Genomic DNA, 12,599 nt, shown 5'->3' on the forward strand with positions numbered 1-12,599 from the left:
GAAACGACATGCAGGAACTGAGCTGCACCAGTTGCGGTAACCGGGTGCTGGTGGAGAAGTACAGCCCGACACACACCAGTGTCCAGTGGCTGACGGACGCGGAGAAGTCCTGTCCGGACTTCGCTCGGCAGGCCGCGGAAGGCGTGCACAGCAACTGGGTTCGGACCTGCCCGTCGTTGCGGGACTCGATCGAGGAGGCGGCTCGCAAGGGCGTGCTCGAGACCGATTCACCCCGCAGCTATCCGGTACCCGGTCGACTGTTGTAGTCCTCGGTCGAACGACGAAGGCTCCGCCGATGAGGCGGGGCCTTCGTCGTCTGGGAGCACCAGCCCGTCGAGGCGGCCGTCACGGTCTGATACATCTCGCCGAATCCCCCGCCTCCCAGGCGCCGGGAGACAGTTGTCGGCCCTTGCGCTCAGGCGAGCTGGATGAGCTCCAGGTACTCCTGCGACCAGTGGTCCTCCTGGCCGTCGGGCAGCAGGATGACCCGCTCCGGGTTCAACGCCTCCGCCGCACCCGGGTCGTGCGTGACCAGCACCACCGCGCCCTTGTAGCTGCGCAGCGCGTCGAGCACCTGCTCGCGCGAGATCGGGTCCAGGTTGTTCGTCGGCTCGTCGAGCAGCAGCACGTTCGCCGCCGACGACACCAGCCCGGCCAGCGCCAGACGGGTCTTCTCACCGCCGGACAGGGTGCCGGCCGGCTGCTCGAGCTGCGGCCCGGTGAACATGAACGCGCCGAGCAGCGACCGCAGCTCCTGCTCCCCCGTGTCGGGCGCGGCGTGCCGGATGTTCTCCCACACCGACGCGTCGTCGTCGAGGGTGTCGTGCTCCTGCGCGAAGTAGCCGATCTTGAGCCCGTGCCCGGGCACCAGCTGGCCGGTGTTCGGCTTCTCCGTGCCGGCCAGGATGCGCAGCAGCGTGGTCTTGCCGGCGCCGTTGAGCCCGAGCACCACCACCCGGCTGCCGCGGTCGATGGCCAGGTCGACGCCGGCGAAGATCTCCAGCGACCCGTACATCTTGGTGAGGTTCTCGGCCATCAGCGGCGTCTTGCCGCAGGTGGCGGGCTCCGGGAAACGGATGTGCGCGACCTTGTCGGAGACCCGGACGTCGTCGAGGGCGGCCATCAGCTTGTCCGCGCGCTTGGCCATGTTCTGGGCGGCGGTCGCCTTGGTGGCCTTGGCGCCGAGCTTGGCGGCCTGCACGCGCAGCGCGCCGGCCTTCTTCTCGGCGTTGGCGCGCTCGCGGCGGCGACGCTGCTCGTCGGTGGCGCGGGCGTCGAGGTACTTCTGCCAGCCCATGTTGTAGACGTCGGCCTCGGCGCGCACGGCGTCGAGGAACCACACCCGGTTGACCACGTCGCCGAGCAGCTCCACGTCGTGGCTGATCACGATGAGTCCGCCGTCGTGGTTCTGCAGGAACCCGCGCAGCCAGGTGATCGAGTCGGCGTCGAGGTGGTTGGTGGGCTCGTCGAGCAGCAGGATGGTGTCCGAGCGGCCGCCGCTGCCGTCCGACGCCGCGAACAGGATGCGGGCCAGCTCCACCCGGCGGCGCTGACCGCCGGACAGGGTGCGCAGCGGCTGCCCGAGGATGCGGTCGGCCAGCCCGAGGCTGTTGCAGATCCGGGCCGCCTCGCTCTCCGCGACGTAGCCGCCGAGGGACGAGAACCGGTCCTCGAGCTGCCCGTACCTGCGGACGGCCTTGTCCAGCTCGGCCGGGTCGACGAGCTCGGCCATCAGGATCTGCTGCTTGTCCATGTCCCGGAGCAACGCGTCGAGGCCGCGGGCSGAGAGCACCCGGTCCTTGGCGAGCACGTCGAGGTCGCCCTCCTTGGGGTCCTGCGGCAGGTAGCCGAGGTCTCCGGTGCGGATGACCTCACCCGCGTAGGGCTCGCCCTCGCCGGCGAGGATGCGCAGGGTGGTGGTCTTTCCGGCGCCGTTGCGGCCGACGAGACCGATGCGGTCGCCGGACTGGACGCGCAGGGCGGGGCCGGGCGCGGAGAGGAGGGTCCGCACACCGGCACGAACTTCGAGGTCGGTGGCGGTAATCACGCCTGCCGAGTTTACCGGAGTTTACGACCGCCTCCCGCCACCGCCGAAGTGAGTCCGCTAACGTGCGGTGACATGAGCGAAATCCAGGATCTGGCAGGACGTACTGCGCTGGTGACGGGCGCGAGCCGCGGCATCGGCATGGCCATCGCGGCCGAGTTTCTCGCCCGCGGCGCGAAGGTGGCGATCACCGCGCGCAAGCCCGAGCCGCTCGAGGAGGCCGCCCGCGAGCTGCGGGCCGGCCGCGAGGGCGCCGCGGTGCTGCCCATCGCCGGGAACGCCGGTGACGCCGACGCCCGCGCCGAGGCCGTCACCCGCACGGTCGCCGAACTCGGCTCCCTGGACATCCTGGTCAACAACACCGGCATCAACCCGGTCTTCGGGTCGCTGATGGAGGCGGACCTCGACGCGGTCCGCAAGATCTTCGACGTCAACGTGGTGGCCGCCCTGGGCTACATCCAGCAGGCGCACAAGGCGTGGATGGGCGAGCACGGCGGCGCGGTGGTGAACCTCGCCAGCGTCGCGGGCCTGCGCTCGACCGGCGCCATCGCCGCGTACGGCGCCTCGAAGGCGGCCCTCATCCGGCTCACCGAGGAACTGGCCTGGCAGCTGGGCCCGTCGATCCGGGTCAACGCCGTCGCCCCCGGTGTGGTCAAGACCAAGTTCGCGGAGGCGCTCGTCGCCGGCGGCGAGGAGCAGACGGCGGCGATGTACCCGATGAAGCGGCTCGGCACGCCCGAGGACGTGGCCGGCCTGGTCGCGTTCCTGGTCTCCGACGCGGCGGCCTGGATCACCGGCGACACGATCCGGGTGGACGGCGGACTGCTGGCGACGGGCTCGCTGTAGGACACGGCCATGCGCCAAATCCCGGTCCGCGGCCTCGACGGCCAGCCGGACGACGCCGCGGGCGGCCGCTGATGCGGGCCGACCTCGCGGTGGTCGGACTCGGGCCGGCCGGGCGCGCCCTCGCGCACCGGGCCGCCGCCGCCGGGCTGGACGTGGTCGCGGTCGACCCCCGTCCGGCCCGGCCCTGGACGCCCACCTACGCCGCGTGGCTCGACGAACTGCCTGCATGGCTGGGGCCGAGCGTGGTCCGGGCCCGGGTGGACCGGCCACGGGTGTGGGCGAGACGGGAACACACCCTCGACCGGCCCTACTGCGTGCTCGACAACGAGGCCCTGCGCGACGCCCTGGACCTCGGCGGGACGCGGGTACTCGCGGGCACGGCGGCGACCGTGACCGCGCACGCGGTGACGCTGCGTGACGGCACCGAGGTCCGGGCCACCCGGGTGCTCGACGCCCGCGGCCTGCACCCCGGCGCCGCGCTCGCCGAGCAGACCGCGTACGGGGTGGTCGTGGACGCCGCCGCGGCGGCGCCCGCCCTCGGCGGCGGACCCGCCTGGTTCATGGACTGGCGACCGGACAACGGCGCCGCGGCGGACGCCCCGCCGTCGTTCCTCTACGCGGTGCCGCTGGGCACCGACCGGGTACTGCTCGAGGAGACGTGCCTGGTGGGCCGACCCGGCCTCTCGCTCGGGGTGTTGCGCGGCCGCCTCGAGACGAGGCTGCGGTCGCGGGGCGTCGAGCCGCCCGTCGATGCCGTGCAGGAGCGGGTGCGGTTCCCGGTGCAGGCGCCGCGGCCCGGGCGGCCGGGACAGGGAGCGCCCGGTTTCGGCGCCCGCGGCGGGCTGGTCCATCCCGGAACGGGGTACAGCGTGGCGGCGTCGTTGGGCGCCGCCGACGTGGTCGCGCGGGCCGTCGCCGAGGGCCGGGACCCCGACGCGGCGCTGTGGCCGGCCCGCGCCCGCGCCGTCCGGGCGCTGCGCGAGGTGGGACTGCGGTCGCTGCTGCGGCTCGAGCCGGAGGCGACCGCCGGGTTCTTCGAGGCGTTCTTCGCCCTGGACCCGGGCCGCCAGCACGCCTACCTGTCCGGGCGCGACGACCCGCTGGCGGTGGCCGGCGCCATGTGGGCGCTGTTCCGGCGGGCGCCGCGGCCGGTCCGGCGGACCCTGGTCCGGTCGGTGCGGAAGGACTGAGGTGCGACGGGACTGAGCGTCGCGGGACCCTCGGCTGCCGGCCCCAACCACCCCGCGCGGACTCCGACGACTTCTTCCCTCGACCTTCCGAAGGTGTGATGCTGGAGCCTGCCCACTCCACCGAAGAGGGGATCACCCCATGGCCACCAAGGCGTTGCTGGTTCGACTAGAGGCCAGGCCCGGCAAGGAAGGCGCGGTCGAGGAGTTCCTGCTGTCGGCCCTGCCGCTCGTCGAGCAGGAGCCCGGCACGAATCCCTGGCTCGCCGTCCGGTTCGGGCCGTCGTCGTTCGGCATCATCGACGCATTCCCGGACGAGTCCGCCCGCGAGGCACATCTGGAAGGGCCGGTCGCGCAGGCGCTCGGCGCTCGCGCCGACGAACTCTTCTCCACGCCACCGGAGATCAGCTACCTCGACGTCCTCGCCGACAAACTCTGAGCCCGAGCCGCCACCGCCGTCATCGACGCCGGAGTGCCTTTCAGCTCTTGCCGCGGATCTCCCCCAGCGCATCGGTGAGGGCCTCCGGGACGCCCTGGAGTGCCCACAGCACCAGGCCCACCGCGGCCAGGGTGAGCACCGGGCCGAGCACCGCACGCTCGAAGGTGCCACCCGCCCGGATGGAGAGCATCGACGGCAGCCGCAGTTCCCACCAGCGCCGGCCGCGCCACGGCACGAACGGCGCCAGGAACGGCACGCCCTCCTTCGTGATGGCGTCGCCGAGGCAGTGCACCGCGCAGCCGAGGCCCACCGCGACGCCGAGCGCCCGGGACCCGACCTCGTCGGGGTACCAGTTCCAGACCAGCATCGACAGTCCGGCCGCGACCGCGGTGACCGCCAGCCAGCCGTACTTCGCCGCCCAGCCGCCGGCGAGCCCGCGCAGGGCCAGCCCGAGGGTGACGAACAGGGTCCCGACGATGGCCGGCTGGCCGAACTTGACGACCAGGGCCGAGACACCGAATGCCAGGCTGATCGCGAACAGCGCTGTGTGCGTGAGCGTTCGGTGCCCGCCCCGGCGCTTGGGGTCCTTGCGACCGCGGGTGAGCCGGTAGAACCACAGCGAGGCCTCGTCGATGCCCCCGGCGAGCGCCTTGCTGGCGGGGCCGAACGACCGGGCCACCGTCGACTGGTTGGTGTCGAGGTCCGGCAGCAGCGCGGCCCCCGCGCACACCCCCGCGAACGTGAAGGCCTCGGCCGTGGACGTCGGGCCACCCCAGTCGGGCGGCAGCACCTGCGCGACGGCAAGGCCGAGGACGGCACCGGAGACTGCATGGGTAGCACCCATCACCATAGAAGCGAAGGCCTTTCGGGGAAGTCGACCAGCGGACCACGCCCGGGGCGGGCCGCGCGGAGAGGACCCCAACCTAGCAACCCGCACCGACACCACCGCACGCACATGCGTTCGGATGCGGTCGAACGACGGTTTGCGCCAAGCACGTTCGCGGCGTCAGGCCCGTTCGTCCGAGTCCAGCACCGCGACAAGCCTGTTCATCACCTCGAGTGTCTGCCGCAGCTCCTCCTCGGCGAAGTGCGCCGAGACGCGGTTGGTGAATACGTGCTGCGCCGCGGTCATCTCCCGGATCGCCGCCCAGCCCGTCTCGCTGGGCCGGACGAGCTTGGCGCGCTGGTGCGCGGGGTTGGGCAGGTACTCCGCCAGCCCCTCCTCGACGAGCAGGTCGGCGGTGCGCTGGACGCTCTGCCGCGTGATCCCCATCGCCCGGGCGATCCCGGACACCGTGAGTGGTTCGTGGAGCACCGCCCCGAGCACCTGCCACCGGGTGGGCGTCAGGCCCGCGGGCCGCGCGATGTGCTCCGACGCCCGCAGGAATGCCCCGTTGAGCGCGAACGTCCGCATGATGATGTCGGTGAGCGCGTCGCCGGCGGGCGTGCGCGCCGGCGCGGTGCTCACTCCCCCACCGCCGCCATGAGCGCGCCGAACCACTGCGGGTCGCCGGTGGCGTAGAGCTGGTACCAGGCCTCGAGGACGTCGGGCTCGTAGACGTCGAGCACCCTGAACACCTCGCGCGCGAACTCGAGCGGACTTGCCCCACCGGCCGTGACCAGGCCGCGGTCGAGGACCGCGCGGTCGAGTCGGAAGCGGCCCTGCCCGGCGTAGCCGGCGGCCATCGCGAGCTGCTCGGGCGCGTTTCCGGTGTGGTCGCGGTCGTCGAGCAGGCCGGCGCCGGCCAGGCCCACCGTCGCACCGCAGATCGCGGCGACGGCGCCGCCGGCCGCGAGCCTCGCGGTCGCGGCGTCCGCGAATCCCGGATGGCCGCCCTCGAGCCAGGAGTCGGCGCCGGGGAGCACCAGCAGCGCGGCACCCTGGACGTCGGCCTCGTCGAGGGTGAGTTCGGGCGTGACCCGCAGGCCGCCCATGGTGGTCACCTCGCCCGCCGTCTCGGCGACGGTGCGGACACGGAAGGTGCCCGGCGCGCGCTGGAAGGCCGGGTTGTTCAGGCCCGCGGTGACATATCCGATCTCCCAGTCGGCGAGACCGTCGTACACAGCTACAAGAACCTCACGAGTTGTCATGACAACATGCTGTCATTTCGACAGGAACCTGTCAAGAGTTCGGACGGGCCGACGACGGCCGAAATGCACATCGCAACCCACCCCGGACGCACACTCGCCCGCCCCGAAATGGCCGCTCCCCCAGGATCGGTCGAGGGCGCCGCCACGCACTCATCCCACACTGCGGATCAAACTGGCATCAGCAATGCAAGATGGTGTACAACGGTACGGCCGACACAGTTTGTGATCCCGCTCACAACAGACTGTGACGGCGTGACACACTCAGGACCGACAACCTCTCGCCCGAACAGGAAGGTCACAATGCCTACATCCGTGACAGCGCCGGCCTCCGTCCGAACGACAACGTCCGGCACGGCGATCAGCACCGCGGAGATCAAGTTTCGTATCGCGGCCATGTTCGACCGCGAGGACACCGGACCCGAGGCACGGAGCGGGACCCGGCCGGCGCAGTGAGCGCCACGGCCGGGACCGGGCAGCGCGCGTGAGGAGCGGTTTTCACGGTCAACTCGCCGATCTGACGGTCATGCTCGGCGAGCTCGCCGGACTCGCGGGCCGGTCGATGGCCGACGCCACCACGGCACTGCTCGAGGTGGCACCGATCGCAGCCGACCAGACCGTCGCCCTCGGCGCACAGGTCCGGGCGCTCCGCCGCGGTTGCGAGGACCGGGCGCATTCCATGCTCGCGCTGCACGCGCCCGCGGCGGCCAACCGTCGAATGCTCGTCTCCGCCATCCGGATCAGCGGCGACCTGGCCGGAATGGGCGGGCTGGCCGGACAGGTGGCCGACGCCGGCCGCCGACGTTTCCCCGACCGCGTCGTCCCTCCCGAAACGGGCAGCCACTTCGCCGAGATGGGGGCGCTCTCGAGCGCCATGGCCGACCGGGTTCGCCACGCCCTGACCGAACCGGACCTGTCGCTGCTCACCCGGACCCGCGGTGACAACGACAGGATGGACGAACTGCGCGCGCAGTCGACCGGGACGGTTGCCGGCGAGTCCTGGCAGGGCGCCACCGCCACGGTGGACCTCGCACTGCTCGCCGGCCTCTACCAGCGGTTCGCGCAGCACACCGTCGACGTCGCCGAACGGATCGTCTTCCTCGCCACCGGAGCCCGGCCGATCACGGTCGACTGACAGCGGACGGACCGGCAGGTGGAAGTGGCGGTATCGGCGTCCGGCACGGGGCCGGACACCGATACCTGTTCACGTCAGTCCGAAGCCGTGTCGGCGGCCCGACCGAGGTGGCGGGCGAAGAACCGAGCCGAGCTGTCGCGCTCGTACTCGGGCACCGGGTAGTGCCTGCCCGAGTAGGCGTGCAATGTCTTCTCCTTCGAAGCGAAGGCCTCGAACAACGCGACCCCGGATGCGCGGTCGATTTCCTCGTCGTCCCACGGAATCCGGTACTCGACCGGGACGGTGAGCTTTCCTGCCGCCTCGATCAGAGCGTCGTTCACGAAAACCCCACCGAAGCTCACGGCAGCGATCCGGGATTCGACCGCCGTCAGCATCAGCCCGGTCACGACACCCAACGACACGCCGCCGTAGCCGGTCGGCGCTTCGGCGCCGATCTCGGGCAGCGTCTGCAGGGCGTCCAGGGTCGCCTGCCATTCCGGCACCGCACGCTCCGCCAGCGACCAGTTGTAGTCGATGACGATCGGGGCGATCGGCTCGCGCGCCGCCCGGGCCTGATGGATCGCCTCGGCCCACCGTTGATCCTGAGGGTTTCGCGGCCGGTCACCATGACCGGGCGCGTCGATGGCGGCGACGGTGAACCCATAGGTGGCCACGCCATGAAGTGCACTGGCTACCAGCCCCGGCGCCTTCTTGTGCATGCCGCCGGAATGCCCCGACAGCAGCAGCGGTGCTCCGACTGTTCCGGAGGTGGGCGACCAGAGCACGCCGGTGATCTCATCCAGGGTGAAATTACGTTCGATGACACCGTTCGACGATGTCTCAGAGGTGAAATGCATGGGTGTTGCCTTTCGGGATTGCCTTGTTGGCGAGGCGCTCCCGGCGACACCTACGTCAATCGCCGAACCGTGGACACGAGTGGGAGCACCCACATGGTTGTTGCGTTCATGGGTCTCACCTCCTCGCGTGATGTCACGGTCTCGCACACGCTATCAAGCTCCCGAATCCCGTCCAACCCATTTACTGCCCACCGACCCGACCGGCTGTCCACACGCTCACCTGCCACCGACCGCACGGTTCAAGGAGGGCCGAATGCGGCGTCACCACTGCTCCGCGACCTCGTCGGGGCCTTTGTCCGGCCGCAGCCCACGCCACACCGGGTGCCGCAACCGGCCGTCCTCGGTCAGCTCCGAGTACCGCACCTCCGCAACGAGTTCCGGCCGAACCCAGTGCGCGGTCCGCGCGTCGGCCGCGGGCACGGACGACCCGAACGGCGACGCCGGTGCGGCCAGCTCCCCGAAGGCCTCCGTCAGCCGGGCCAACGCCGCGCCGGTGAGCCCGCTGCCCACCCTTCCGAGGTAGCGCAGCGCGCCGGCGCCGTCGGGCACGCCCAGCAGCAGCGAGCCGATGCCGCCGGACCGGCCGCCCTCCCCCGGCTGCCAGCCGCCGATCACCACCTCGCGCTCGTGAACGTGCTTGAGCTTGAGCCACGACGACGACCGCCCGGAGCGGTAGGTGGAGTCCCAGCGCTTGGCCACCACGCCCTCCATCCGCTGCTCCCGGCTGCTCACCAGCGCCTCGCCGAGGTCCGGCGGCGCCAGCGGCGGCACCCGCCACCGGTCGCCGGCGCCGAGCCGGATCGCGTCGAGGACGGTGCGCCGGTCCCGGTAGGTCTTGGCCCGCAACGAGGTGCCGTCCAGTTGCAGCACGTCGAAGACCAGCAGCACCACCGGGTCCCGTTGCGCCGCGGCGCGCACCTCCCCCGGCCTCGTCAGCCCCATCCGCCGCTGCAGGTGCCCGAAACTCGGCGCGCCGTCGTCGCCGAACGCCACGATCTCCCCGTCCAGCATCCCCGAATGCCCGTGCAGCCCTTCGGGTACGGCGAGCAGTTCGGGGTAGCCGGGCGTCAGGTCCACCCCGTTGCGGCTGGCCAGTCGCACGGTTGACTCGCCCGACCGGGTGTCGTGGTCGAACTCGACCAGCGCCCGGATGCCGTCGAGCTTGAACTCGAACGCCCACTGGTCCGGGTCCGCGCGGGGCCCGAACTCCTCCGGCGTGGTGGCCGACGCCAGCATCGGCGCCGCGTCCGCCGTGGAACCCCGGCGCCGCACGGGCGCGTCGGGCGTGCTCGGCTGCGGCACCGTCGCGTCGGCCTCGCCCGCCTCGACGCGCTCGAGCAGTTCCCGGAAGTCCAGCTGCCGCAGCCCGGTCCGGGCCAGCTCGTCCCAGGTCCGGGGCGCGGCCACCGTCGGCAACGCCGTCCCGCGCAGCGAGTACGGCGACACCGTGGTCTTGGATGCCGAGTTCTGACTCCAGTCGACGAACACCTTGCCCGCCCGTTCGGACCGGGTCATCGTCGCGGTCACCGATCTCGGCGTCTCCCGCTCCAACTCGACGGCGATCTGCTTGGCGACCTCCACGCAGCGCGTCGCCGGCCAGTCGCGCCCCAGCCCGGCGTACAGGTGAATTCCCTTGCTGCCGCTGGTCACCGGCAGGGCGTCCAGCCCCCGCGAGCCGAGGCGTTCGCGCACCCGCAGTGCCACCTCGGCGCACTCGTCGAGGCTCACCCCGGGGCCCGGGTCCAGGTCGATGACCAACCGGTCCGGGTCCCGCGGCTGCCCGGCCGCGTCGAAGCGCCACTGCGGGACGTGGAACTCGAGCGCGCCGGACTGGGCGAAGTAGACCAGCGCCGCCAGTGAGTCGACCACCGGGTAGGTGATCGTCTTCGACGAGTGCCGCATCACCGTCCGCGGCACCCACGACGGCGTCGCGCTGTCGACGTTCTTCTGGAAGAACGGGGTCGCCGAGGTGCCGTCGGGCCAGCGTTTGCGGGTCACCGGTCGGCCGGCGAGCAGCGGCAGCATGAGCGGTCCGACCGTGGTGAAGTACTGCAGCACCTCCGCCTTGGTGGTCCCGGCCTCCGGGTAGAGCACCTTGTCCAGGTTGGTCAGGGACACGCGTCGGCCCTCGACCACCACCTCGACGTCGTGCTCCATCTACCGCCGCCCTGGTCCGTTCGCCTGGCCTGATCCCACAGTGTGGACCATCATGGTTCCATGCGGTCAATTTGGAAAGGCTCCATCGCGTTCGGTCTGGTGAACGTCCCGGTGAAGGTCTACACCGCGACCGAGGACCACGACATCAGGTTTCACCAGGTCCACGGCAAGGACGGCGGCCGGATCAAGTACAACCGCGTCTGCTCCGAGTGCGGCCAGGTGATCCAGTTCGCCGACATCGACAAGGCGTACACGTCCGAGGACGGCGCCCAGGTGATCCTCACCGACGACGACTTCGACAAGCTGCCCGCCGCGGAGAAGCACGAGATCCCGGTGCTGCAGTTCGTGCCGTCCGAGCAGATCGACCCGATCCTGTTCGAGAAGAGCTACTTCCTCGAACCGGACTCGGCCTCGCCGAAGGCCTACGTCCTGCTGGCGTCAACACTCGAGGAGAGCGACCGCACCGCCCTGGTGCACTTCACCCTGCGCCAGCGCACCCGGTTGGCCGCGCTGCGGGTGCGCGACGGGGTGCTGCTGATTCAGACTCTGCTGTGGCCCGACGAGGTGCGGGAGGCGGAGTTCGGGTCGCTCGAGGACGCGTCGGAGCCGTCGGGCAAGGAGTTGACGATGGCGAAGTCGCTGGTGGAGTCGATGTCGGAGGACTTCGCCCCGGAGACCTACACCGACGAGTACCAGATCCAGCTGCAGAAGATGCTCGACGAGGCGATCGCGAACGGCGGCCAGAAGGTCACTCACCCGGCCGCGGCCTCGCACGAGGCGGACGCCGAGGTGGTGGACCTGGTCGCGGCCCTGCAGCGCAGTGTGGACGCGGCGAAGTCCGGCAAGTCCGGCGGGTCGGACACGAAGTCCCACAAGAAGGCGAGCAAGCGGGCTCCGGCCCGCAAGACCGGCTGACCCCACGAACAAGCGCCGGAACCGATTACCCGGTTCCGGCGCTTGCGTCGGTAAGTCTGAAGGTCAGACGGTGAAGCCCAGCGCGCGCAGCTGCTCGCGGCCGTCCTCGGTGATCTTGTCCGGGCCCCACGGCGGCAGCCACACCCAGTTGAGCTTGAGGTCCTCGACGAGGCCGCTCTTGACGAGCGCGCCGCGGGCCTGCTCCTCGATGACGTCGGTCAGCGGGCACGCCGCCGAGGTCAGCGTCATGTCGACCGTCGCCACGTTGTCGTCGTCGACCGAGATGCCGTAGACCAGGCCGAGGTCCACGACGTTGATGCCCAGTTCGGGGTCGACGACGTCGCGCATGGCCTCCTCGAGGTCGTCGAGGAACAGCTGCTGCTCGGGGGTCGGCGGGGTCAGCTCCTCCGCGGCCGGCGTCTCGGAGGCCTGCGCCTCGGAAGCCTGGGTTTCGGTCATGATGCGTGTCCTCCGGTCTGAGCCGGCACCGCGGTACCGGCAAAATTTTCGCTGCTGTCGACAATCTGAACCACGGCGTCCTTGAACGCCATCCAACCGAGCAACGCGCACTTCACCCGGGCCGGGTACTTCGAGACGCCCGCGAACGCGATGCCGTCGCCGAGCACGTCCTCGTCGCCCTCGATCGCACCGCGGCTGGTGATCATCTCGCCGAACGCGTCGACGGTGGTCAGCGCGTCGCCGACCGCCATGCCCACCACCTGGTCGGTGAGCACCGAGGTCGAGGCCTGGCTGATCGAGCAGCCCTGACCGTCGTACGACACGTCGGCCACCCGGCCGTCGTCGGTCAGTGCCACCCGCAGGGTGATCTCGTCACCACAGGTCGGGTTGACGTGGTGCACCTCGGCGCCGAACGGCTCTCGCAGTCCACGCCCGTGCGGGTGCTTGTAGTGGTCCAGGATCACTTCCTGGTACATCTGTTCCATCCGCATGA

General features: G+C 71.1%; 15 protein-coding genes. 7 read left to right on the plus strand and 8 right to left on the minus strand.

The window, feature by feature from the left end; genetic code table 11:
• Positions 1 to 8: 8 nt before the first annotated feature.
• The gene (locus AC1DU4_RS04055) at positions 9 to 266 is read left to right on the plus strand and encodes a hypothetical protein (protein ID WP_477837797.1); all 258 of its coding nucleotides are present in this window, start codon (positions 9 to 11) and stop codon (positions 264 to 266) included.
• A gap of 149 nt (positions 267 to 415) precedes the next feature.
• Here the strand turns inward: AC1DU4_RS04055 and AC1DU4_RS04060 are convergent, their stop codons facing one another.
• Positions 416 to 2,047, minus strand: coding sequence for an ABC-F family ATP-binding cassette domain-containing protein (locus tag AC1DU4_RS04060; protein WP_477837798.1), 1,632 nt, complete (start codon positions 2,045 to 2,047; stop codon positions 416 to 418).
• 72 nt (positions 2,048 to 2,119) lie between these two features.
• On the opposite strand from AC1DU4_RS04060, the gene AC1DU4_RS04065 reads away from it, so the two are divergent.
• The 3 genes from AC1DU4_RS04065 to AC1DU4_RS04075 all read left to right on the plus strand — a co-directional run bounded on the left by AC1DU4_RS04065 (position 2,120) and on the right by AC1DU4_RS04075 (position 4,516).
• Entirely contained in the window at positions 2,120 to 2,890 is a 771-nt protein-coding gene (locus AC1DU4_RS04065; protein WP_477837799.1) for an SDR family oxidoreductase, read from the plus strand.
• Positions 2,891 to 2,961: 71 nt separating this feature from the next.
• The gene (locus AC1DU4_RS04070; protein WP_477837800.1) at positions 2,962 to 4,080 is read left to right on the plus strand and encodes a lycopene cyclase family protein; all 1,119 of its coding nucleotides are present in this window, start codon (positions 2,962 to 2,964) and stop codon (positions 4,078 to 4,080) included.
• 139 nt (positions 4,081 to 4,219) lie between these two features.
• A complete protein-coding gene (locus AC1DU4_RS04075; RefSeq protein WP_477837801.1) occupies positions 4,220 to 4,516 on the plus strand; it encodes a putative quinol monooxygenase in 297 nt (98 codons plus the stop codon).
• Between the two features lie 40 nt (positions 4,517 to 4,556).
• Here the strand turns inward: AC1DU4_RS04075 and AC1DU4_RS04080 are convergent, their stop codons facing one another.
• The 3 genes from AC1DU4_RS04080 to AC1DU4_RS04090 all read right to left on the minus strand — a co-directional run bounded on the left by AC1DU4_RS04080 (position 4,557) and on the right by AC1DU4_RS04090 (position 6,607).
• Positions 4,557 to 5,366, minus strand: coding sequence for a metal-dependent hydrolase (locus AC1DU4_RS04080; protein ID WP_072847113.1), 810 nt, complete (start codon positions 5,364 to 5,366; stop codon positions 4,557 to 4,559).
• 156 nt (positions 5,367 to 5,522) lie between these two features.
• Complete coding sequence (locus AC1DU4_RS04085; RefSeq protein WP_477837835.1) at positions 5,523 to 5,930, minus strand: MarR family winged helix-turn-helix transcriptional regulator; 408 nt, start codon at positions 5,928 to 5,930, stop codon at positions 5,523 to 5,525.
• Positions 5,931 to 5,980: 50 nt separating this feature from the next.
• Positions 5,981 to 6,607, minus strand: a complete 627-nt coding sequence (locus tag AC1DU4_RS04090) for a DJ-1/PfpI family protein (protein WP_477837802.1) — start codon at positions 6,605 to 6,607, stop codon at positions 5,981 to 5,983.
• A gap of 300 nt (positions 6,608 to 6,907) precedes the next feature.
• On the opposite strand from AC1DU4_RS04090, the gene AC1DU4_RS04095 reads away from it, so the two are divergent.
• Both AC1DU4_RS04095 and AC1DU4_RS04100 read left to right on the plus strand, forming a co-directional pair.
• On the plus strand, positions 6,908 to 7,060 hold the full coding sequence (locus AC1DU4_RS04095) for a hypothetical protein (RefSeq protein WP_169888520.1): 153 nt from the start codon (positions 6,908 to 6,910) through the stop codon (positions 7,058 to 7,060).
• Positions 7,061 to 7,088: 28 nt separating this feature from the next.
• Positions 7,089 to 7,739, plus strand: coding sequence for a phosphate signaling complex PhoU family protein (locus tag AC1DU4_RS04100; protein WP_477837803.1), 651 nt, complete (start codon positions 7,089 to 7,091; stop codon positions 7,737 to 7,739).
• Between the two features lie 74 nt (positions 7,740 to 7,813).
• Here AC1DU4_RS04100 and AC1DU4_RS04105 read toward each other — a convergent pair whose 3' ends face one another.
• A complete protein-coding gene (locus AC1DU4_RS04105; RefSeq protein WP_477837836.1) occupies positions 7,814 to 8,575 on the minus strand; it encodes a dienelactone hydrolase family protein in 762 nt (253 codons plus the stop codon).
• Between the two features lie 261 nt (positions 8,576 to 8,836).
• Positions 8,837 to 10,732: a non-homologous end-joining DNA ligase gene (ligD, locus tag AC1DU4_RS04110; RefSeq protein WP_477837804.1), complete on the minus strand. Its 1,896-nt coding sequence runs from the start codon at positions 10,730 to 10,732 to the stop codon at positions 8,837 to 8,839.
• A gap of 60 nt (positions 10,733 to 10,792) precedes the next feature.
• On the opposite strand from ligD, the gene ku reads away from it, so the two are divergent.
• The gene (gene ku / locus AC1DU4_RS04115) at positions 10,793 to 11,647 is read left to right on the plus strand and encodes a non-homologous end joining protein Ku (RefSeq protein WP_477837805.1); all 855 of its coding nucleotides are present in this window, start codon (positions 10,793 to 10,795) and stop codon (positions 11,645 to 11,647) included.
• 63 nt (positions 11,648 to 11,710) lie between these two features.
• Here ku and AC1DU4_RS04120 read toward each other — a convergent pair whose 3' ends face one another.
• Together AC1DU4_RS04120 and sufU are read right to left on the minus strand one after the other, a co-directional pair.
• Entirely contained in the window at positions 11,711 to 12,106 is a 396-nt protein-coding gene (locus tag AC1DU4_RS04120) for a metal-sulfur cluster assembly factor (protein ID WP_477837806.1), read from the minus strand.
• Entirely contained in the window at positions 12,103 to 12,597 is a 495-nt protein-coding gene (gene sufU, locus AC1DU4_RS04125) for a Fe-S cluster assembly sulfur transfer protein SufU (protein ID WP_477837807.1), read from the minus strand. Before sufU ends, AC1DU4_RS04120 begins: the two co-directional genes overlap by 4 nt.
• Between the last annotated feature and the right edge of the window lie 2 nt (positions 12,598 to 12,599).

Source organism: Rhodococcus sp. P4_F5 (assembly GCF_056401315.1).

Coding starts and splice junctions, on each gene's coding strand:
- AC1DU4_RS04055 (WP_477837797.1), top strand. CDS start 9: ATGCAGGAACTGAGCTGCACCAGTTGCGGTAACCGGGTGCTGGTGGAG.
- AC1DU4_RS04065 (WP_477837799.1), top strand. CDS start 2,120: ATGAGCGAAATCCAGGATCTGGCAGGACGTACTGCGCTGGTGACGGGC.
- AC1DU4_RS04070 (WP_477837800.1), top strand. CDS start 2,962: ATGCGGGCCGACCTCGCGGTGGTCGGACTCGGGCCGGCCGGGCGCGCC.
- AC1DU4_RS04075 (WP_477837801.1), top strand. CDS start 4,220: ATGGCCACCAAGGCGTTGCTGGTTCGACTAGAGGCCAGGCCCGGCAAG.
- AC1DU4_RS04080 (WP_072847113.1), bottom strand. CDS start 5,366: ATGGTGATGGGTGCTACCCATGCAGTCTCCGGTGCCGTCCTCGGCCTT.
- AC1DU4_RS04085 (WP_477837835.1), bottom strand. CDS start 5,930: ATGCGGACGTTCGCGCTCAACGGGGCATTCCTGCGGGCGTCGGAGCAC.
- AC1DU4_RS04090 (WP_477837802.1), bottom strand. CDS start 6,607: ATGACAACTCGTGAGGTTCTTGTAGCTGTGTACGACGGTCTCGCCGAC.
- AC1DU4_RS04095 (WP_169888520.1), top strand. CDS start 6,908: ATGCCTACATCCGTGACAGCGCCGGCCTCCGTCCGAACGACAACGTCC.
- AC1DU4_RS04105 (WP_477837836.1), bottom strand. CDS start 8,575: ATGCATTTCACCTCTGAGACATCGTCGAACGGTGTCATCGAACGTAAT.
- ligD (WP_477837804.1), bottom strand. CDS start 10,732: ATGGAGCACGACGTCGAGGTGGTGGTCGAGGGCCGACGCGTGTCCCTG.
- ku (WP_477837805.1), top strand. CDS start 10,793: ATGCGGTCAATTTGGAAAGGCTCCATCGCGTTCGGTCTGGTGAACGTC.
- AC1DU4_RS04120 (WP_477837806.1), bottom strand. CDS start 12,106: ATGACCGAAACCCAGGCTTCCGAGGCGCAGGCCTCCGAGACGCCGGCC.
- sufU (WP_477837807.1), bottom strand. CDS start 12,597: ATGCGGATGGAACAGATGTACCAGGAAGTGATCCTGGACCACTACAAG.